We start from the raw sequence: 19,730 nt of genomic DNA, 5'->3' as shown, positions 1-19,730 counted from the left end.
GTGACAGCGTGCTCGATCACAAGGGTTGACCGTGGATCCTGTTGGATGTTGGATCGTTTGACTGGTCCAGCGAAGGAGACGAAACCGCCGTGAACGCGTTCCCCGCTCAGCGCACCGCCGTCGTCACGGGGGTCGGTGCCCCGCGCGGCATCGGTCGCGTGGTGGCCCGCCGCCTCGCCCGCGAGGGCTGGAGCCTCGCCCTCGTCGACGTCCGCGAGGACGGTGTCGCCGAGATCGCCGAGGAGCTGTCCGCCTCCACCTCGGTGCTCGGCGTGGCCGTGGACATCAGCGCCCAGGACGACGTCGTGGCCGCCTTCGCCCGCATCGACGACGCGCTGCCGCCCGTCGTGGGTCTCGTGAACCTCGCCGGGATCGCCTGCCCCACGCCGTTGATGGAGCTGACGGTGGCGGAGTGGAACCTCAGCTACGCGGTGAACGCGACGGGGTCCCTGCTGATGATCCAGTCCGCGGCGAAGCGGATGCAGGAGGTCGGGGTCGGGCGGATCGTCAACACCTCGTCGATCACCGCGCTCGACGGGGGCGGGACGTTCTCCAAGACCGCCTACGCGGCCTCGAAGGCCGCCGTCCTCGGGCTGACCAAGGGCGCGGCCCGTGAACTCGGCCCGTTCGGCATCACGGCGAACGCGATCCTGCCCGGTCCCGTCGACACCGACATCATGGGCGGGAAGCTCACCGACGAGCGGAAGGCCGACATGTCGGCCGGCATCCCCGTCGGCCGCGTCGGCCAGCCCGACGACATCGCTGCGATGGTCTCGTTCCTGGTGAGCGAGGACGCGGGGTACGTGAACGGTGCGGAGTTCCAGGTCGACGGCGGGAAGCTCATCCACTGACGGTTCAGGCGGGGACGGCGGACTCGCGGTCGTCGAGGGCGCGTTCGCGCACCTTCTCGAGGTGCTCGCGCACCGCGAGTTCCACCCCGTCCGGTTCCCGGCGGCCCAGGGCCTCGACGATGGCCGCGTGCTCGGCGATCGCCAACCCGGCGTCCGTGACCCCCACGCCGGGGACCAGGCGCAACCGGAACCGCTGGATCTGGCCGTTCAGCCCCTCGAACGCCTCGGCGAGGAACCGGTTCCCGCCGGCCCGGTTCAGGACGTGGTGGAACTCGTTGTCCGCCGCGTGGTACTCGCGGTACTCCGCGAAACCCGGTCCGGTGGGTGCCGCCGCCATGCGTTCCACGGTGGCCGCCAGCACGGTGAGCAGGGCGTCGTCCACGTGCGCCGCGGCCAGCGCGGCGTTGCGGCACTCCAGCAGCAACCGCGCGTCCATGAGGTCGTTCACCTCGGTCGCGCTCAGCATGTCCGCGACGAAGTACCCGCGCAGGGCCGCGCGGTGGATCAGGCCGGTGGACTCGATGCGGACCAACGCCTCCCGCACCGGCGTGGGGGAGACCCCGAGGTCGCGCGCGAGGCCGTCGATGCTCAACGAGGAACCCGGAGCGGCGTGCCCGTCCATCAACCACGTGAGCAACGAGGTGTGGACGGCGTCGGCGAGCGAGGCCCGGGACGGGGCGGTGGGGAGGGTGGGGACGTCGCGTGCCACTGCCACCACCCTCCCGGACCGAGAACTCTCGGCCGACAGGCTATCCCGCCGGGTGGAACCGCCGTCCGGTGACGCGCTCGGAGGCCCCGACGCGGTCGAGGTAGGGGGTGATCCCGCCGGTGAACAACGGGTGCCCGGTGCCCAGGACGAGGCAGACGTCGACGTCCTGCGGGCCCGCGACGACCCCCTCGTCCAGCACCCGGCGGATCTCGTCGGCGAGCGCGTCCTGCACGTTGCGCAGGACCTGCTCGCCGGTGAGCGGTTCGGTGGCCACCGAGAACAACCCCTCCGCGGCCCCGGTCTCGGCGACCGGGCCCTTCGGCGTGACGAGTTCCGGCGAACCGGCGTCCACCCAGCGCCGCAGGTTGTCCGAGACGCGGTAGCGGTCGGGGAAGGCCGCGGCGAGCGTCTCGTGCACGTGCAGCATGACCGCCGGCCCGACGAACGACGCCAACCGGAACGGTGACATGGGCAGCCCCAGCGGGTCGAGGCTGCGTTCCACCTCGAGCAGCGGGGTTCCCGCGTCGAGGGCCCGGACGACCTCGTCGAACATGCGCGTCGAGATGCGGTTCACCACGAACGCGGGTGCGTCCTGGACCAGGACGCACGTCTTCTTCAGCCGCTTCCCGACGGCGAACGCCGTGGCCAGGGCGGCCTCGTCGGTCGTCCCGGTGCGCACGACCTCGACGAGCGGGAGCACCGCGACGGGGTTGAAGAAGTGGAACCCGACGAACCTCTCGGGGTTCTTCAGGACCGAGGCCATCTCCGTCACCGACAGCGAACTGGTGTTGGTCGCCAGCACGGCGTCCTCACGCAGCAGGGGTTCGATCTCCCGCAGGACGTCCTGCTTGACGGAGAGTTCCTCGAACACCGCCTCGATGACGAAGTCCGCGTCGGAGAGCGCGCCCTTGTCGACCGAACCGGACACCGACGCCGTCAGACGGTTCGCGGTGTCCTGGGTGATGCGGCCCTTGCCGAGGAGTTCCCGCACACCGGTGCGGACGAACTCGACGCCCTTCTCGACCCGTTCGGCCGAGACGTCGGTGAGCACGACCGGGACCTGCAACCGGTGCAGGAACAGCAGCGCGAGCTGGGAGGCCATCAGACCCGCCCCGACGACGCCGACGCTCGTGACCTTCCGTGCCGCCTCGGCGGGCGGTGCACCGGCGGGCTTCTTCGCGTAGCGCTGGACGAGGTCGAACGCGTACAACCCGGCCCGCAGTTCACCGGAGACGATGAGGTCGCCCAGGGCGGCCTCCTCGGCGCTGAAGTGCGTCGCACGGTCGTTCGTGCGGGAGGCCTCGAGCAGGTCCAGGGTGCGGTAGGGCGCGGGTGCGGCGCCGTGGACGCGGGTGTCGGCGACGGCCCGGCCGCGGGCGATCGCGGCGTCCCAGGTCGGCGCGTCGACGAGTTCGCGACGCGCCACGGTGGTCGTGCCCGCGAGCACGGACGCCGTCCAGCGCAACGACTCCACGAGGAAGTCGGCGGGTTCGAACCCGGCGTCGACGATCCCCGCCTCGAGCGCCTGCGGACCCGAGAGCGTGCGGTTGTTCGCCAGCGCGTTCTCGATCGCGACCTTCACCGCGACGTCCGGGCCGGCGATCCGGGGGAGCAGGTACGTCCCGCCCCAGCCGGGGACCAGACCGAGGTGGGCCTCCGGCAACCCCAGACCGCGGACCGAGCTCGACACCGTGCGGTAGGTGCAGTGCAGGGCCGTCTCGAGGCCGCCGCCGAGGGCGAGCCCGTTGACGTAGGCGAACGTGGGGACCGGCGCGTCGGCGAAGCGGCCCAGCACCCGGTGGCCCGCTTCCGCCGTCGCGACGGCGTCCTCGCGCGAGGTGGTGTGCGCGACGGACTTCAGGTCGGCGCCGGCGCAGAACACCCCGTTGACCCCGGTGACGCCGATGGCGACGACACCCTCGTCGCGGACCAGCCGTTCGGCCTCGTCGATCGCCTGCTCGAGGGCGGGCAGGGTGTCGGAACCGAGGACGAAGGGCCGCCGCGGGTCGCCGGAGTCGAGAGTCAGCAGGGCCATCCTCCCGGGACCGACGACACCGGAGGAGGCGGGCAGGTCGAGGGTGCGGACGAAGACGGGCATCAGTTCGCTCCTCCGTCGAAGCCCTGCCAGGACGGGTTCTCCCAGACCACCGAACCGCCCTGACCCAGGCCCACGCACATGGCGGTGAGGCCGTAGCGGACCTCGGGGTGCTCGGAGAACTGCCGGGCGAGCTGGGTCATGAGCCGCACCCCGGACGCCGCGAGGGGGTGCCCGATGGCGATGGCGCCGCCGTAGGGGTTCACCCGCTCGTCGTCGTCGGCGATGCCGAAGTGGTCGAGGAAGCTGAGGACCTGCACGGCGAACGCCTCGTTGAGCTCGAACAGGCCGATGTCGTCGATGGTCAACCCGGTGCGCGCCAGGACCTTCTCGGTGGAGGGGATCGGGCCGAGGCCCATGACCTCGGGTTCCACGCCGGCGAACCCGAAACCGACGAGCCGCATCTTGGGTGTCAGGCCCAGTTCCCCGGCCACGTCCTCCGCCGCGATGAGGGACGCCGTCGCCCCGTCGGTGAGGGGAGAGGCGTTGCCGGCCGTGACCCGCCCGTGCGGCCGGAACGGGGTGCGCAGGTTCGCGAGCGCCTCCACGGTCGTCCCGGGGCGGGCCAGTTCGTCCTCGGTCGCGAGCCCCCAGCCGCGCTCGGAGCTGGCGGAGGCGACCGGGACGAGGTCGGCGCCGACCTGGCCGTTGGCGACGGCCTTGGCGAACTTCGCCTGGGAGTTCACCGCGAACTCGTCCGCGCGCTGCTTGGTGAGCTGCGGGAACCGGTCGTGCAGGGCCTCCGCGGTCTTGCCCATGTCCAGGGCGTCGGGGGAGACGATGCGTTCCACCAGGAACCGCGGGTTGGGGTCCATGCCCTGCCCGAGCGGGTGGTGGCCCATGTGCTCGACGCCGCCCGCGAGCGCCACGTCGAGGGCGCCGATCGCGATGGAGGCGGCGGTCGTCGTCACGGCCGTCATCGCGCCGGCGCACCAGCGGTCGATGGCGTAGCCGGGGGTGGTGACGGGCAGTCCCGCCAGCAGGGCCGCGCTGCGGCCCAGGACGAGGCCCTGGTCGCCGGACTGGGTGGCGGCCGCGATCGCGACCTCCTCGACCCGTTCGGGGGGTAGGGACGGGTTGCGCCGCAGGAGTTCGCGCAGGCAGGCGACGACCAGGTCGTCGGCGCGGGTCTGGGCGTGCAGGCCGTCGGGACGGGCCTTGCCGAACGGGGTGCGGACGCCGTCGGCGAAGACGACGCTCCGACCCGGGGCGGGCGTGTGGACCACAGGACCTCCTCGTCACTGGTGCTGGCGGGCACCACCGTACGCGGCGTCCGGTTTATCCGGTACCGGGAGTCCCGCTTAACGCCCGGGAGGAGGACAGCGCAGCCTGCAACGCGTCCTCGCTCAGTGCGGTCCCGGGCAACGGCGTGGGGTGGCGACGGGCGGTGCAGAGGCCGTCGAGCGCGATCGCGAGCTGGCGGCGCCAGGCCTCGCCGACGTCCAGCACGTGCACGGACTTCAGGAGCACCACGAGGTCGCTCGTCTCCACGTCGGGCCGCAGCCGGCCGGCGCAGCGGGCGCGCCGGACCAGCTCCTGCAACCGGGGCCCGAGCTCGGCGCGGGCCAGGGTGAGTCCGCTGCGGCCGTGCTCCGCGCAGAGGACCGCGTCGCGCAGCCCCCGGTCGGCGGCCATCCGCTCGCACGCGCCGGTGAGGAAGCTCACGACGGCGTCCCAGGGGTCGACCTCCGCGGCCGCCCTGTCCGCCAGGTCGACGAGCTCACGGATGCGTTCCTCGAAGAGCGCCTCGACCAGGGCGTCCTTGTCCGGGAAGCGGCGGTAGACCGTCCCCACCCCGAGGCCGGCGTGGCGCGCGACGTCGTCGAGGCTGGCGGCCAGGCCGCGGGTGGCGAACACCGCCCGGGCGGCGTCGAGCACCCGTCGGCGGTTCAGCTCGGCGTCGCGCCGCAGCGGGCGTGCCGCCGGGGAGGGGGTGGTGGTGCTCACGACCTGCCCATCGGCACGTCCGCGGACGAAGTGGAGGACGGGCCTCAACTTCCCGCGCGGCGCGGCCGAAGCAGAACGGGAGACCAGCAGACCCCCGTCACGGAAGAGAGCTCGTGAGCACCGAGGCCACCCCGGCAGACCCGCCCCTCGACCCGGTTCGTGAGACCGCGAGCGCGGTGCCGCCGCGTCCGCGCACCTCGCCCGAGAACGACGTCCCGGCACCCCCCGCCGACCGTTCGCGCTGGCTGGTCCTCGCGGTCCTCTCGCTGGCCCAGCTCATGGTGGTCCTCGACTCCACGATCGTGAACATCGCCCTGCCCACCGCGCAGGCCTCCCTCGGGTTCTCCGACGACGACCGCCAGTGGGTCGTGACCTCCTACGCCCTCGCCTTCGGTGGTCTGCTGCTGCTCGGCGGCCGCCTCTCCGACGTCGTCGGCCGCAAGCCGATGTTCCTCACCGGTCTGGTGGGTTTCGCCCTCGCCTCCGCCCTCGGCGGTGTCGCGCAGGGCTTCGGGATGCTCATCGTGGCCCGCGCCCTGCAGGGTGCCTTCGGCGCGATGCTGGCCCCGGCCGCGTTGTCGCTGCTCATGACGACCTTCACCGCACCGGGGGAGCGGACCAAGGCGTTCGGCATCTTCGGGGCGGTCGCGGGCGCCGGCGGCGGCATCGGGCTGCTCCTCGGCGGGCTGCTCACCGAGCACCTGTCCTGGCGCTGGTGCCTCTACATCAACGACGTCCTCGCCGTGGTGGCCGTCGTCGCCGCGTCCCTGCTGCTCAAGCACCAGCGGTCGGCGAACCCCGCCCCGCTGGACTGGTTCGGCACCGTGACCGCCGTCCTCGGTCTCGTCGGGATCGTCTACGGCCTCGGCAACGCCGAGACCCACGGCTGGACCTCCCCGAGCACGTGGGGGTTCCTCGTCGCCGGGATCGTCCTGCTCGTGGTGTTCTGCTGGTGGCAGACCCGCGCGGCGCACCCGTTGCTGCCGCTGCGCGTGGTCCTCGACCGCAACCGCGGTGGGTCGTTGCTGGCGATGGCCGTCGTGGGCGCGGGCATGTTCGGGGTCTTCCTCTTCCTCACCTACTACCTGGCCAAGCAGCTCGGGTACACCCCCGTGCAGACCGGGCTGGCGTTCCTGCCGATGATCGGCGCCGTCTCGGTCACCGCACCGTTCGTGGGGGCCCGGCTGCTGCCGCGCGTGGGTCCCAAGCCCCTCGTCCCCACCGGCCTCGTCCTCGCCGCGCTCGGCATGGCCCTGCTGACCCGCATCGACGTCGACTCCCACTATGCCTCGGTCGTCCTGCCCGGGTTGATCGTCGAGGGGGTCGGACTGGGCTTCATCTTCTCCGCGGCGATGGCCACGGCCACCCTGGGCGTCCAGCCCGCCGACGCCGGCGTCGCGGGCGCCATGGCCAACACCGTCCAGCAGATCGGTGGGTCCATCGGCACCGCGCTGCTCTCTGCGCTCGCCGGCAGCACCGTGACGAACTACCTCGCCGACCACGTCGACGGTGAGCCGTCCCCGGCCGACCTCGCCCAGGCCACGTTGTCGAGCTACCACGTCGCGTTCTGGGTCTGCTCGGGGATCTTCGTGGTCGGTGCCCTCGCCACCGGTCTCCTGCTGCGCCGCGGGGCGCCGCAGTTCGACCCCGACGCGGGTCCGGTCATCGCCCACTGACCACGCGTGTGACGCTGGGGCGGGCGTGCAGTTGACTGGGACCGGCACGGGTGGGGCACGGGTGGGGAGCACGGGTGAGGGAGAACGCATGAGCACCGAACAGGACGTCGACGCACCGGGAGCGACGCCGCCACCGCAGCCGTCCGCGGGCGGCAGGCTCTTCGCGGCCGTGCGCGAGGTCGTCCTCGTCGTGGCGGTGGCCCTGGTCGTCTCCCTCGTCGTGAAGACGTTCCTCCTGCAGGCCTTCTTCATCCCGTCGGAGTCGATGGAGCAGACCCTCGACGTCGGCGACCGGGTCATCGTCAGCAAGCTGACGCCGGGCCCCTTCGACCTCGCCCGCGGCGACGTCGTCGTCTTCCAGGACCCGGGGGGCTGGCTGCCCCCGGGCAGCACGGTCCAGCGCGGCGCGGTGGCGACGGCCGTCTCCGACGTCCTGACCTTCGTCGGTCTGCTCCCCGAGGACTCCGACGACCACCTCATCAAGCGCGTCATCGGCCTGCCCGGCGACCACGTCGTCGGCACCGACGACGGCAGCGAGATCACCGTGAACGGCACGCCCGTCGACGAGTCGGCCTACCTCGCCACCGGCGCCGAACCCACCGAGGTCGACTTCGACGTGACCGTCCCCGCCGGGGAGCTCTGGGTCATGGGCGACAACCGGCAGAACTCCCGCGACTCCCGCTACAACGCCGGGTCCACCGACGGCGGCTTCGTCCCGATCGACCTCGTCGTGGGTCGCGCCTACAGCGTCGTCTGGCCGGTCTCGCACTGGTCGTGGCTGGGCACCCCCTCCGCCTTCGCCGACGTGAAGGACCGGTAGCTCGCCCCATCGTCCCCCGGAAGGGGAACGTTCCGTGGCTGGGGTGGCGTCTGTCCGCCGCCGAACGTTCCACTCGCGGTGTGCGGAGGACGTGCCAGCATGCCGTCGTGCTCGAAGAACTCAGACGTCAGCTGGCCGAGGTCGGCCCGGCCACCTTCACCGCCCGCGACTACCGTCCCGCGACCGTGCGTCACGTGGTCCTGTTCCGCTACCGCGACGACGTCACCCCCGAGCAGCAGCAGGAGGTCCTGCGCCGGTTCCGGGCGCTCGCGGACTCCGAGCGCGACGGTGAGCGCTACGTCGTCTCGATCGAGGCGGGGGAGCAGGCCAGCGGTGAGGGAGCGGCACCGTTCCGCCACGGCATCGTCGTGACGTTCGCCTCGGAGGGCGACCGCAACTACTACGTGGGCACCCCCGTGCTCGACGACCCCGCGCACCTCGACCCCGCGCACGCGCGGTTCAAGGAGTTCGTCGGACCGTTGCTGCACCCCACCGACGGGGTGCTGGTCTTCGACGTCGTCGCCTGAGCAGAGCCCGGACGCACGAGAGCGCGGACAGGTCCGGGGACCTGTCCGCGCTCCCGGTGGTGGGTCAGGCGGTGAGCCCGCGGGTCGGGCGCAGCAGCTTGATGACGAGCAGGACGCTGGCGATGATCGTCACGGCGGCGAGGGTGCGCCAGCCGACGGTGAGCACCACGCGCTGGAACTCGATGCTGGCCTGGGTCAGCCAGTACCAGGCGCCGACGGAGGACGCGACGACGGACCCGACGATGGTGGCGAGCAGGGCGCCCGCGCCGCTGCCGCTGCGCTTGCCGGCCTCCGCGGCGGCCTGGTCGGCCCAGAGGTCGCGTCGCTTGCCGAGCAGGTGGGTGACCCAGGACTTCGCGGTGTTCCAGCCGGAGAACCACAGCCACATCTCACCGGGCAGCCAGAGCACGGCGAAGAGGTAGTCCGCGCGGGTCCGGTGGGGGGAGAGGTGGGCCATCTTCAGCTGGTAGAGCGCCGCGAGGGCGGTCGGGGTGATCCACCACCAGGACCAGACGAACTGCGAGACCGACAGCGACGCGGCGAGCAGGGCGACGAAGGCGAGACGCATGACGACGTTCAGGCCCAGGCCGATGTGCTGCAGCCAGAACGGCAGGGTGCGCTTGGACAGCGGCATGCTCGTCATGAGCGAGATGAGCCCGGCGTTCCACTTGGCGCGCTGACCCGAGAGGGCGCGGACGGTCGGCATGGCGCCGACCTGGGCGCGGGCGGTGGCCGACATGACCGTCGTCCAGCCGATCTCCTGCAGTTCCAGGCCGAGCTGAGCGTCCTCGGTGGCGGTCTCGTTCGTCCACGGCGCGGGGCGGCGGTGGCGGCGGGTGACCTCGTCGATGGCGCTGAAGCGGAAGGCCGAGCACTGACCGCCGACGATCGTGGTCTTGCGGGCGCGTTCGTTGGCGCGGACCTGGAACTGGGTGAAGTCCATCTTCTGGGCGCGGACGAGCTGGCGGTTGAACCAGCCGCCGGTGCCCTCGGCGAAGTGGTACTTCGCCGACACGGCGGCGGCGCTGGGGGTCTTGAGCAGCTCGGCCTCGAGGTCGGCGAGGCAGTCGGGGTCCAGCACGACGTCGGCGTCCATGCTGACCATGACGTCGAACGCGCCGCCGGCCAGGAACTCCGCGTAACCGGTGGCGAGGGCGCCGACCTTGGCGTCGGTGTTGCCGACGGTCTCGATGACCTTGACCCCGCGGTAGCGCTTGGCGATCTTCACGGTGGCGTCGGTGCAGTTGTCGGCGATGACGACGATGAGGTCGGGGGTCCTCGACTGCGCCATCAGCGACTCCAGGCACGCCTCGATGTCCTGCTCCTCGTTGTGCGCGGGGAGCAGCACGGCCATCTTGGCGGTGCGGCGGGTCGCCGGGCGGTAGCGCAGCCGGTGGATGGTGACCTCGAGGGCGCGGCGGGCGGTCACCGCGGTGTCCGCGATCCGGTCGGCGATGCTCGTCCGGGGAGCCGGCACGCTCAGGCGCGGCACGACGGTTCCTTCGACGACCCGGGGCTCGGGCTGGACCAGCAGGGGGGCGAGGTCTTGGACGGCCATGGGGGTTCCTCCGGGGGCGGGGGGAGTTCGGGGTACTGCGAGGGGCTCATCAGTGACGTTAGGTAGCCGATTGCTCCACCAACAGCTCCGTTCCGCCGCTAGAGGTAACGCTGCGGTGATGAACAGACCGCTTGGACCCTTGGTCATCACCCGGAGTGACGTCACCTCACGCAACCCTTGACGGGTGGTGACCGGAGTCGCGACATCCGTGACTTCCGGTGCCGAACGGGGAAGACCTGGACCTCGGCGACGGTTACGATGACCGCACAGGCGTCGATCCGGCCATCACCGGTGAGCCTCCGGAAGAACGGCCGCACCACCCAGCGGGTGGGACGGCTCACTAGAACCGGACGGGTGCGGCCCGTGACAGCCGGACGAGAGGTCGTCGTCGTCGGTCCTTCGGGGCGGTCGAGGACGGCAAGCGGGGTGGTACCGCGGCACCGCCGGCCCCGGCGGGAGTCGTCCTCGTGGCTGGAAGCATCAGTCGAGGAGACGCACGTGTCGCAGGACGTCACGCCGCCGGACGAGACCACCACCGTGGCCCCCGGGGACACCAGCGAGGCCGGCAGCAGCCCCCGCTTCCCCGAGATCGAGCAGCGCATCCTCGACTCCTGGGCCGCCGACGGCACCTTCCAGGCCAGCGTCGACGCCCGCAAGGGCTCCGCCGCCGGCGAGTTCGTCTTCTACGACGGCCCCCCCTTCGCCAACGGCCTGCCGCACTACGGCCACCTGCTCACGGGCTACGTGAAGGACCTCGTCCCCCGCTACAAGACCATGCGCGGACACCAGGTCGAGCGCCGCTTCGGCTGGGACACCCACGGCCTGCCCGCCGAGGTCGAGGCCGAGAAGCAGCTCGGGATCACCCACAAGTCCGAGATCGACGAACTCGGCGTCGCCGCGTTCAACGCCGCCTGCCGCACCTCCGTGCTGAAGTACACGAAGGAGTGGGAGGAGTACGTCACCCGCCAGGCGCGCTGGGTCGACTTCGACAACGACTACAAGACCCTCGACACCGACTACATGGAGTCGGTCATGTGGGCCTTCAAGACGTTGTGGGACAAGGGCCTCGTCTACGAGGGCTTCCGCGTCCTGGCCTACTGCTGGCGCTGCGAGACCCCGCTCAGCAACTCCGAGACCCGCCTCGACGACACCTACCGCAACCGGCAGGACCCGGCCGTCACCGTCGGCTTCCGGCTGCTGGGCGACGGGTCCCACGACGCCCTCGACGGCGTCCTCGCCCTCATCTGGACCACCACCCCCTGGACCCTCCCGAGCAACCTCGCGATGGCCGTGCACCCCGACCTGCGCTACGTCGTGGTCACGGGCACCGGTGAGCACGAGGGCCGGAGGTTCCTGCTCGCCGAGGACCGCCTCTCCCACTACGCCCGCGAACTCGGCGAGGACGCCGCCGAGCGCGTCGTCGGCCGCTACCGCGGTGAGGAACTGCTGGGCCGGCGCTACGTCCCGCCGTTCGACTACTTCGCCGGCCGCGAGAACGCCCACCAGGTCCTGGCCGCCGACTACGTCACGACCGACTCCGGCACCGGGATCGTGCACATCGCCCCCGCCTTCGGCGAGGACGACAAGCTCGTCACCGACGCCGCCGGCATCGTCCCCGTCGTGCCCGTCGCCTCCAACGGCACGTTCACGGCCGAGGTCACCGACTTCGCCGGGATGCACGTCTTCGACGCCAACAAGGAGATCAACCGCGCCCTGCGCGACGGGGTCCCCAGTGGCGCCCTCCTGCTGCGACTGGAGACCTACGACCACTCCTACCCGCACTGCTGGCGCTGCGGGAACGCACTGATCTACCGCGCCGTCTCCAGCTGGTTCGTCAAGGTCACGGCCATCCGCGACCGCATGGTCGAGCTGAACGAGGACATCACCTGGGTCCCCGAGCACGTCAAGCACGGCTCCTTCGGCAAGTGGCTGGAGGGGGCGCGCGACTGGTCGATCAGCCGCAGCCGCTACTGGGGCAGCCCGATCCCGGTGTGGATGTCGGACGACCCGACCTACCCGCGCGTCGACGTGTACGGCTCGCTGGACGACCTCGAGCGCGACTTCGGCGTGCGCCCGGCCGACCTGCACCGCCCCACCATCGACGACCTCACCCGGCCCAACCCCGACGACCCGACCGGGAAGTCGACCATGCGCCGGGTCCCGGAGGTGCTCGACTGCTGGTTCGAGTCCGGGTCGATGCCCTTCGCCCAGGTGCACTACCCCTTCGAGAACACCGAGTGGTTCGAGAGCCACTACCCGGGCGACTTCATCGTCGAGTACATCGGCCAGACCCGCGGCTGGTTCTACACGCTGCACGTGCTCGCGACCGCGCTCTTCGACCGGCCCGCGTTCCGCACCGCCGTCTCCCACGGCATCCTGCTCGGCGACGACGGCCGCAAGATGAGCAAGTCGCTGCGCAACTACCCCGACGTCTCCGAGGTCCTCGACCGCGACGGCGCCGACGCCATGCGCTGGTTCCTCATGAGTTCCCCCGTCCTGCGCGGCGGGAACCTCATCGTCACCGAGCAGGGCATCCGCGACTCCGTCCGCCAGGTCCTGCTGCCGCTGTGGAACACTTACTCGTTCTTCCAGCTGTACTCCGGCACCTCCAGCCACACCCCCCGCTGGCGGACCTCCTCGTCCGACGTCCTCGACCGCTACGTCCTCGCGAAGCTGCACGACACCGTCGTGGCCGTCACCGCGCAACTCGACGTCTACGACATCGCGGGGGCCTGCGAGACGTCCCGGCAGTTCCTGGACTCCCTCACCAACTGGTACGTCCGGCGCTCGCGGTCGGCGTTCTGGGACGGTGAGTCCGAGCGGGCCAGGGACGCCTTCGACACCCTCTACACGGTGCTGGAGACGACGACGCGGATGCTCGCGCCGCTGCTCCCGCTGTTCTCCGAGGAGATCTGGCGCTCGCTGACCGGTGGGCGTTCCGTCCACCTCACCGACTGGCCGGACGCGATGGACCTGCCCAGCGACCCGGCGCTCGTCGCCGCCATGGACGAGGCCCGCGTGACCTGCTCCAACGCGCTGGCGCTGCGCAAGGCCAACGGGTTGCGGGTGCGGTTGCCGTTGAACCGCCTCGAGGTCCTCGTCGCCGATCCGGCTGCCCTGCAGCCGTTCGCCCAGCTGGTGGCCGACGAGGTCAACGTCCGCGAGGTCGCCCTCGGGCCGATCGAGAAGGCCGTCGAGTACGGCGTCGTCGCGAAGCTGACCGTCAACGCCCGCGCCGCCGGACCCCGCCTGGGCAGGCAGGTGCAGCAGGCGATCAAGGGGTCGAAGTCCGGGGAGTGGGAGGAACGTCCCGACGGGACCGTCGTCTCCGGCGGGATCGAGCTCGTCGAGGGCGAGTACGAGCTGAGCACGGTCGTGGAGGGCGTCGATTCCGGTCTCGCCACGGCCGCGCTCGCCGGTGGGGGTTTCGTCGTGCTGGACACGACCGTCACCCCGGAACTCGCGGCCGAGGGCATCGCCCGCGACGTGATCCGGCTCGTCCAGCAGGCCCGGCGCGACGCCGGTCTGCACGTGTCGGACCGGATCCGGCTGACGGTCGCGGGCGACGGTCCGGTCTGGGAGGCGCTGGTGACCCACCAGAACCTCGTCGTCGAGGAGACGTTGGCGCAGCAGTTCGGGTCCAGCGGTTCCGTGGCGGCCGTCCCGGCCGGCACGGCGACGCTGGTGGGGCAGGTCGAGGGGCACGAGGTGCGCATCGTGGTGCAGAAGGCAGAGACGATCTGATGAGCGAAGGACCGCTCGACCCGTTCCTCGACCAGCCCGACGGCGAGGACGAGGAGCTCGACGACCTGATGGGACCCCTGTCCGACGACGACGAGGGCGAGGAGGGGTTCGGCACCGACGGGCTCCGTCGCGGCCGGGTCCCGCAGGACCGTCGTCCGCCGTCCCGGGAACCCGGGGCGGCGGTCGCGGCTGCGAACCCCGGCCCGCCGGTGGAGGACGACCCGCGCTTCGACGAGGTCGTGGCGCAGATCCTGTCCCGCAACCCCGAGCACCGGATCCACCCGACCCTGGAGCGCGTGCGCGAGGCGTGCGCGCTGCTGGGCGATCCGCAGAACGCCTACCGCGTCGTCCACCTCGCCGGCACCAACGGCAAGACGTCGACGGCGCGGATGGTGGAACGCCTGGTCCGCGAGCACGACCTGCGCACGGGCCGGTTCACCAGCCCGCACCTCGTCGACATCACCGAGCGGATCTCCATCGACGGCGACCCCATCACCCACGCGGCGTTCGTGCGGGCCTGGGACGACGTCGAAGCGGTCGTCTCGATCGTCGACGCGAAGGCGGCCGAACGCGACGAACCGCGGCTGAGCTTCTTCGAGGTCCTGACGCTCATGGCGTTCGCGGCCTTCGCGGACGCCCCCGTGGACGTCGCCGTCATCGAGACCGGGCTGGGCGGGACGTGGGACACCACGAACGTCGTGCAACCCGACGTCGCCGTCATCACCCCGGTGTCGATGGACCACGAGGCGTGGCTCGGGTCGACGCTGGAGGAGATCGCGGGCCAGAAGGCCGGGATCGTCAAGCACGGCTCGATCGTCGTCCTCGGCAAGCAGGAGGAGGAGGCCGCGGCCGTGCTCATGGCCAAGGTCGCCGCGGAACGCGTGAACGTCGTGCGGGAGGGGCTGGACTTCGGGATCGAGGAACGGACCCTGGCCCACGGCGGGCAGCTCGTGTCGTTGCGCACCCGCGGCGGCACCTACACCGACGTCTTCCTCCCGCTGCACGGGGTGCACCAGGCCGAGAACGCCGTGACGGCGCTGAGCGCGGTCGAGGCCCTGCTGGCCATGCCGGGCGGGACCCTCATGCCGGGTCTGGTCGAGGCGGCGTTCGCCGACGTCACCTCACCGGGACGGATGGAGGTGCTGCGGAACTCGCCGTTGATCCTCGCCGACGCCGCGCACAACCCGGCGGGGGCGCACGCCCTGGCCGTCGGCATCGCCGAGGCCTTCACGCTGAGCCGCCTCGTCGGGGTCATCGCCATCATGGGGGACAAGGACGTCGAGGGAGTTCTCAGCGCTCTCGAACCCGTCCTGGCCGAGGTCGTCGTGACCCGCTCGAGCTCCCCCCGCGGGCTGGAACCCGCCGAACTCGGTGAGATCGCCGAGGACGTGTTCGGCGAGGACCGGGTCCACGTCGTGGAACGCCTGGACGAGGCGATCGCGACCGCCGTCGACCTGGCCGAGTCGGAGTCGGGCGCCGGTGGCGGCATGGGTGGTTCCGGCGCCGGGATCGTCGTGGCCGGTTCCGTGGTGCTCGTCGGGGACGCGCGCGCCCTGCTGGGGAGGAGGACGCAGTGAGACGGTCCACGAAGCGGATGTTCGCCGCCACGACGTTGATCTGCGAGGCGATGCTGGTGTTCTTCGCGACCCTCGTCGCGTTCGCCCTCGAGCCGATCGGCCAGCGCCACACCAGCTACCTCGTCGTGGGCGGCATCCTCATGCTGCTCTGCGTGCTGTGCGCGGGGATGCTCCGTTCCCGCGTCGGGTACGCGCTCGGCTGGGTCCTGCAGGCCGTGATGATCGCGGGCGGGTTCGTGGTGCCGATGATGTTCGGCATCGGGGTCGCCTTCGCCGTCATCTGGTTCTTCGCCCTGCGCATCGGTGCTCGCGTCGACCGCGAGAAGGCCGAGGTCGCCCGCCGCCTGGCGGACAACCCCTGACCACCACCCCTCCCGATCCGTGATCCCGCTGGGAAACCCTGCGAGGCGAGATCACGGATCAGGAGGGGGGCCGACGTCAGCGCGCGGCGGCGGCCTCGTCCATGTCCTCGAGTTCGCGACCCTTCGTCTCCTGCACGGCGCGGCGGACGAACACGAAGGACAACAGGGCGATGACGGCGTAGAGGCCGTAGGCGTACTGCAGGCCGAGCTTCGCCAGCGACGGGAAGCTGGTGGAGACGGCGAAGTTCGCCAGCCACTGCGCGGCCGCGGCGACGGCGAGGCCCGCGGCCCGGATCTTGTTGGGGAACATCTCCCCGAGCAGGACCCACACGACCGGACCCCACGTCGCGCCGAAGGAGATGACGTAGACGTTCGCGGCGACGATGCCGACGATGCCCCAGTGGCCCGGCAGGCTGACGTCGTCTCCGCTGCCGACCGACTGCGAGAACGTGACGGCCATGACGGCCAGGGAGACGAACATCCCCGCCGACCCGATGGTGAGCAGCGGTTTGCGCCCGATCTTGTCGACGGTCGCGATGGCGATGAACGTCACGACGACGTTGGTCACGGAGGTGATGACCGAGGTGGTGAGGGCCTGCGACTCCTCGAAACCCACGGCCTTCCACAGCGTCGTGGAGTAGTAGAAGATCACGTTGATCCCGACGGCCTGCTGGAACACCGAGAGCAGGATGCCGACCCAGACGATGGGCAGCAGACCGAACCGCGGCCCGCGCAGGTCACGCAGGCTGGGGTCGTCCTCGCGCTTCATCGAGTTCTTGATCTCGGCGACCTTGCGCTGCAGGGCCTCCAGGCTGCGGTTGCCGAGGACCTCGCGCAGCACCTCGGTCGCCTTCTGAGTCTCGCCCTGGGCGATGAGGTAGCGCGGCGACTCCGGCACCTGCAGGGCCAGGAACGCCCAGACCGCCGACGGGATCACCCCGACGACGAACATCCAGCGCCAGGCCTCCCAGCCCAGCCACGTCGTCTGCGACGCGTCCCCGGCGGTGTTGGCGATGAAGGCGTCGGAGAGCAGAGCGGCGAAGATGCCGACGGTGATGGCCAGCTGCTGCAACGACCCCAGGCGACCGCGGAGGTAGGCGGGGGCGACCTCGGCGATGTAGGTCGGGGCGATGACGGAGGCCACGCCGACGCCGAGACCGCCGACGACGCGCCAGAGGATGAGGTCCCACACCGCGAAGGCGAAGGCCGAGCCGACGGCCCCGACGGCGAAGAGGACCCCGCCGATGACCATCACGGACTTGCGGCCGAACCGGTCGGCGATGCGGCCCGCGAACCAGGCCCCGACGGCCGCACCGAGGAGGGCGCAGGAGACGGCGAAACCGGAGAGCCACCCGGACAGGGCGAACTTCTCGGTGACCGCGTCGACGGCCCCGTTGACGACGGAGGTGTCGAAACCGAAGAGGAAGCCGCCGATGGCGGCCACGATCGAGATCAGCACGACCTTGGTCGTCGCGTGCTGCTGCTCCTCGCTGTCGCGGGCTGAACCGCTCGCGTCCTGCTGCGACATGGGGGTCCTCTCAGGGTGCGCGTGGCGCCCCGGCCGGAGCCCGTCGTCGATCTTCCTGCCGCACCTGCCTCACCGCACCCCGAGAGCGGTCAGGCGTCCTCGCCGCGGGCGGTCGCGAGGTCGTGCGCGGCGATGTCCACGTCCTCCTCCGCACGGCGGGCGGCGTCGATCAACCCGGCCAGCGCGGACCCGTCGGGGATCCGGGCGGAGCGGCCGCCGTAGGCCTTGCCGAGCGACCTCGCCTCGGCGGCGAGCTCGGCCATCACCGTCGCGGCCTCGTCGCGGGCGGCGCGCAGCGCCTCCTCCTGGGTGGTGGTGTCCTCACGGTCGTGACGCAGCGGCACAGCGGATCCCTTCCTCGCAACGGGGCCCACATCCTGGCACCGTGTCCGATCCGTCCAAGACACCCCGCGCGGCGCGCGGCAGGCTCACCTCCATGAGCACACCGACAATCGTCCCCCGGCTCGACCTCGTCGGCCTCGTCGTCGCCGACATGGCCCGCGCGCTGGCCTTCTACCGCCGGCTCGGTCTCGACCTGCCCGCGACGGCGGACGCCGAACCGCACGTCGAGGTCACCCTGCCGGGTGGTCTGCGGTTGGCCTGGGACACCGAGGAGGTCCTCCGGTCCTTCGACCCCGGCTTCGAGCCCGCCAGGGGTGGGAACCGCAGCGCCCTCGCCTTCGACTGCGCCAGCCCCTCGGGGGTCGACCAGGTGTTCGCGGACCTCACGGCGGCGGGGGCGCCGACGCACCTGGCCCCCTTCGACGCGGTGTGGGGCCAGCGCTACGCCGTGGTCCTCGACCCCGACGGCGGCTCGGTCGACCTGTTCGCCGCCCTCGGCTGAAACGACCGCGGCGAGGTCCCCGTGAAGGCCCGGACCTCGCGCGCGAGGTGCGCCTGGTCGGCGAACCCGGCCTCCTGCGAGACCCGGGCCGCGCTGAGCCCCGAGCGCAACCCCGCCACCGCGCGCTGCAGGCGCAGGACCCGCCCGAGCACCTGGGGCGGGTAGCCGAAGGCGGCCAGGCTGCGCCGGTGCAGCGTGCGCACCCCGAGGCCCAGCGCGTCGGCGACCTCGGCGACGCTGCGCCCGTCCGCCAGCAGCCGGACCGTCGCGACCGTGGCGGGATCGCGCGGGGGAGCCTGCGCCGCGATCTCCTCGAGCGCCGCCCCCGCGTGGACGGCGCGCGCGACCCGCTCGGCGAGGTCCCGTGCCCGCACGGGACCCCAGAGGTCGGCGAGGGGGACCCGCTCGTCGCGCAGCGCGTCGCCCGGCACGCCGAGGAACGAGGGTGCGTGGCCGGGGGCGAAGCGCAGTCCCGTCCAGGTGGTGGACGGGTCCCGTTCGACGGTCTGGGCCCGGGTGTCCGGGCCGGCGACCAGCAGTTCGCCGACGCCTCCCTCCGCCCGCCACAGCAGGTCGATGCAGCCGTCGGGCAGCACGAGGCCGCTCGAACGGTCGGTGGCGCTGCTCGACCAGACCCGGGCGCCGGGGACCAGCGACGCACGTTCGCGGTACACGCCCTCAGTTCAGCGCAGACCACCGACCCGCGTCGAGCGCTCCGGGAGCCGGAGCGGGCCACGTCGGCACGGCCTGGCGCGCAGTCGCGTCATCGTCGTCGTCAGCGCCGTCGTCAGCACCTCCCGGACACCGGCGGCGGTGGCGCCGCGCTCGCCGGTGACGACCACGGGGACCTCGACCAGCCGGTACCCGCCCTGGTGGGCCCGGTGGGCGGTGTCGACGCGGAAGGAGGAGCCCCTAGAGGTGAGGGCACTGATCCCGATCCCGAGCAGGACCTCGCGGCGGAACGCGCGGAACCCCGTGGTGACGTCGTGCACGGGGAGTCGCAGGACCGCGGCGAGGCACGCGTTCCCCGCGCGTGACAGCAGCGGCCCCAGCCGGTGGTCGTCGGCCGCGGCCACGGCGAGAGCGGTGGTGGTGGCGGCGGCGAGGTGGCGGGAGCCGAGCACGAGGTCGGCGTCCTCCAGCGCGGCGAGCACCGCCGGGAGCTGCTCGGCGGGGTGGGTCAGGTCCATCGTCACGAGGACCTGGTAGCCGCGTTCGAGGCCCCAGAGGAGTCCCTCCCGCTGGGGCGTGCCCACACCCTCCCCGCGGCGCCGGTGCAGCAGGTGCACCTCGAGGTGGCTGCGGGCGAACTCCTCGACCAGGTCGGTGACCGCGTGGTCGTCCTCCTCGAGCACGACGAGCACCTCGACGGGGGCCGCGGCCAGGACGCGCCGGAGCGACCCGATCACGGCGCTCCGCCCGTGAGCCGGGACCACGACCAGGGTGGCCGGACAGTCCACGGTCCTGGTTCGGAGCCGTCGGCCGCCCGGAT

At 72.0% G+C, this 19,730-nt stretch carries 17 protein-coding genes; 8 read left to right on the top strand and 9 right to left on the bottom strand.

Features of this window, described 5'->3' with window-relative positions; all coding sequences use genetic code 11:
- The first annotated feature begins 89 nt into the window (after positions 1-89).
- Positions 90-851, top strand: coding sequence for an SDR family NAD(P)-dependent oxidoreductase (locus ACFQ46_RS15930; RefSeq protein ID WP_380260347.1), 762 nt, complete (start codon positions 90-92; stop codon positions 849-851).
- Positions 852-855: 4 nt separating this feature from the next.
- Here the strand turns inward: ACFQ46_RS15930 and ACFQ46_RS15925 are convergent, their stop codons facing one another.
- Genes ACFQ46_RS15925 through ACFQ46_RS15910 form a run of 4 tightly spaced genes read right to left on the bottom strand, consistent with a single transcriptional unit; the run spans position 856 to position 5,602 of the window.
- A complete protein-coding gene (locus ACFQ46_RS15925) occupies positions 856-1,560 on the bottom strand; it encodes a GntR family transcriptional regulator (RefSeq protein WP_380260346.1) in 705 nt (234 codons plus the stop codon).
- Positions 1,561-1,600: 40 nt separating this feature from the next.
- A complete protein-coding gene (locus tag ACFQ46_RS15920) occupies positions 1,601-3,658 on the bottom strand; it encodes a 3-hydroxyacyl-CoA dehydrogenase NAD-binding domain-containing protein (protein WP_380260345.1) in 2,058 nt (685 codons plus the stop codon).
- On the bottom strand, positions 3,658-4,881 hold the full coding sequence (locus ACFQ46_RS15915; RefSeq protein WP_328295355.1) for a thiolase family protein: 1,224 nt from the start codon (positions 4,879-4,881) through the stop codon (positions 3,658-3,660). The genes ACFQ46_RS15920 and ACFQ46_RS15915 overlap by 1 nt, the downstream gene beginning before the upstream one ends.
- A gap of 52 nt (positions 4,882-4,933) precedes the next feature.
- Positions 4,934-5,602: a TetR/AcrR family transcriptional regulator gene (locus tag ACFQ46_RS15910; protein ID WP_380260344.1), complete on the bottom strand. Its 669-nt coding sequence runs from the start codon at positions 5,600-5,602 to the stop codon at positions 4,934-4,936.
- Between the two features lie 176 nt (positions 5,603-5,778).
- Between ACFQ46_RS15910 and ACFQ46_RS15905 the strand changes: the two genes are divergently transcribed.
- The 3 genes from ACFQ46_RS15905 (at position 5,779) to ACFQ46_RS15895 (ending at position 8,625) form a co-directional block, all read left to right on the top strand.
- Entirely contained in the window at positions 5,779-7,278 is a 1,500-nt protein-coding gene (locus ACFQ46_RS15905; RefSeq protein WP_380260454.1) for an MFS transporter, read from the top strand.
- A gap of 88 nt (positions 7,279-7,366) precedes the next feature.
- A complete protein-coding gene (gene lepB, locus ACFQ46_RS15900) occupies positions 7,367-8,098 on the top strand; it encodes a signal peptidase I (RefSeq protein WP_380260343.1) in 732 nt (243 codons plus the stop codon).
- Positions 8,099-8,205: 107 nt separating this feature from the next.
- Positions 8,206-8,625, top strand: coding sequence for a Dabb family protein (locus tag ACFQ46_RS15895; protein ID WP_380260342.1), 420 nt, complete (start codon positions 8,206-8,208; stop codon positions 8,623-8,625).
- 64 nt (positions 8,626-8,689) lie between these two features.
- On the opposite strand, the gene ACFQ46_RS15890 is transcribed toward ACFQ46_RS15895, so the two are convergent.
- On the bottom strand, positions 8,690-10,183 hold the full coding sequence (locus ACFQ46_RS15890) for a glycosyltransferase family 2 protein (RefSeq protein WP_380260341.1): 1,494 nt from the start codon (positions 10,181-10,183) through the stop codon (positions 8,690-8,692).
- A 537-nt stretch (positions 10,184-10,720) separates the two neighbouring features.
- Between ACFQ46_RS15890 and ileS the strand changes: the two genes are divergently transcribed.
- The 3 genes from ileS to ACFQ46_RS15875 are packed head-to-tail and all read left to right on the top strand — an operon-like array spanning position 10,721 to position 15,866.
- Positions 10,721-13,927, top strand: coding sequence for an isoleucine--tRNA ligase (gene ileS / locus ACFQ46_RS15885; RefSeq protein WP_380260453.1), 3,207 nt, complete (start codon positions 10,721-10,723; stop codon positions 13,925-13,927).
- Entirely contained in the window at positions 13,927-15,504 is a 1,578-nt protein-coding gene (locus ACFQ46_RS15880) for a bifunctional folylpolyglutamate synthase/dihydrofolate synthase (RefSeq protein ID WP_380260340.1), read from the top strand. Before ileS ends, ACFQ46_RS15880 begins: the two co-directional genes overlap by 1 nt.
- On the top strand, positions 15,501-15,866 hold the full coding sequence (locus ACFQ46_RS15875) for a DUF4233 domain-containing protein (protein WP_380260339.1): 366 nt from the start codon (positions 15,501-15,503) through the stop codon (positions 15,864-15,866). The genes ACFQ46_RS15880 and ACFQ46_RS15875 overlap by 4 nt, the downstream gene beginning before the upstream one ends.
- 76 nt (positions 15,867-15,942) lie before the next feature.
- On the opposite strand, the gene ACFQ46_RS15870 is transcribed toward ACFQ46_RS15875, so the two are convergent.
- Both ACFQ46_RS15870 and ACFQ46_RS15865 read right to left on the bottom strand, forming a co-directional pair.
- Positions 15,943-17,394: a sugar porter family MFS transporter gene (locus tag ACFQ46_RS15870; protein WP_380260338.1), complete on the bottom strand. Its 1,452-nt coding sequence runs from the start codon at positions 17,392-17,394 to the stop codon at positions 15,943-15,945.
- Positions 17,395-17,483: 89 nt separating this feature from the next.
- The gene (locus ACFQ46_RS15865; protein ID WP_380260337.1) at positions 17,484-17,738 is read right to left on the bottom strand and encodes a hypothetical protein; all 255 of its coding nucleotides are present in this window, start codon (positions 17,736-17,738) and stop codon (positions 17,484-17,486) included.
- Positions 17,739-17,830: 92 nt separating this feature from the next.
- On the opposite strand from ACFQ46_RS15865, the gene ACFQ46_RS15860 reads away from it, so the two are divergent.
- Complete coding sequence (locus ACFQ46_RS15860; protein WP_380260336.1) at positions 17,831-18,238, top strand: VOC family protein; 408 nt, start codon at positions 17,831-17,833, stop codon at positions 18,236-18,238.
- On the opposite strand, the gene ACFQ46_RS15855 is transcribed toward ACFQ46_RS15860, so the two are convergent.
- Both ACFQ46_RS15855 and ACFQ46_RS15850 read right to left on the bottom strand, forming a co-directional pair.
- Complete coding sequence (locus tag ACFQ46_RS15855; protein WP_380260335.1) at positions 18,178-18,912, bottom strand: helix-turn-helix domain-containing protein; 735 nt, start codon at positions 18,910-18,912, stop codon at positions 18,178-18,180. The genes ACFQ46_RS15860 and ACFQ46_RS15855 overlap by 61 nt on opposite strands.
- 9 nt (positions 18,913-18,921) lie before the next feature.
- A complete protein-coding gene (locus ACFQ46_RS15850) occupies positions 18,922-19,674 on the bottom strand; it encodes a glycosyltransferase (RefSeq protein WP_380260452.1) in 753 nt (250 codons plus the stop codon).
- Positions 19,675-19,730 lie beyond the last annotated feature (56 nt).

Source organism: Kineococcus sp. GCM10028916, assembly GCF_042674865.1.
In the GTDB taxonomy this organism is placed as follows: domain Bacteria; phylum Actinomycetota; class Actinomycetes; order Actinomycetales; family Kineococcaceae; genus Kineococcus.
Note: the sequence above shows the minus strand (reverse complement) of the source record. Positions and strands in the feature narration are given on the sequence as shown.

Excerpts from the sequence above, each read along its gene's own strand:
- ACFQ46_RS15890 (WP_380260341.1), bottom strand. The coding sequence starts at position 10,183 with ATGGCCGTCCAAGACCTCGCCCCCCTGCTGGTCCAGCCCGAGCCCCGG.
- ACFQ46_RS15870 (WP_380260338.1), bottom strand. The coding sequence starts at position 17,394 with ATGTCGCAGCAGGACGCGAGCGGTTCAGCCCGCGACAGCGAGGAGCAG.
- ACFQ46_RS15920 (WP_380260345.1), bottom strand. The coding sequence starts at position 3,658 with ATGCCCGTCTTCGTCCGCACCCTCGACCTGCCCGCCTCCTCCGGTGTC.
- ACFQ46_RS15860 (WP_380260336.1), top strand. The coding sequence starts at position 17,831 with ATGAGCACACCGACAATCGTCCCCCGGCTCGACCTCGTCGGCCTCGTC.
- ACFQ46_RS15880 (WP_380260340.1), top strand. The coding sequence starts at position 13,927 with ATGAGCGAAGGACCGCTCGACCCGTTCCTCGACCAGCCCGACGGCGAG.
- lepB (WP_380260343.1), top strand. The coding sequence starts at position 7,367 with ATGAGCACCGAACAGGACGTCGACGCACCGGGAGCGACGCCGCCACCG.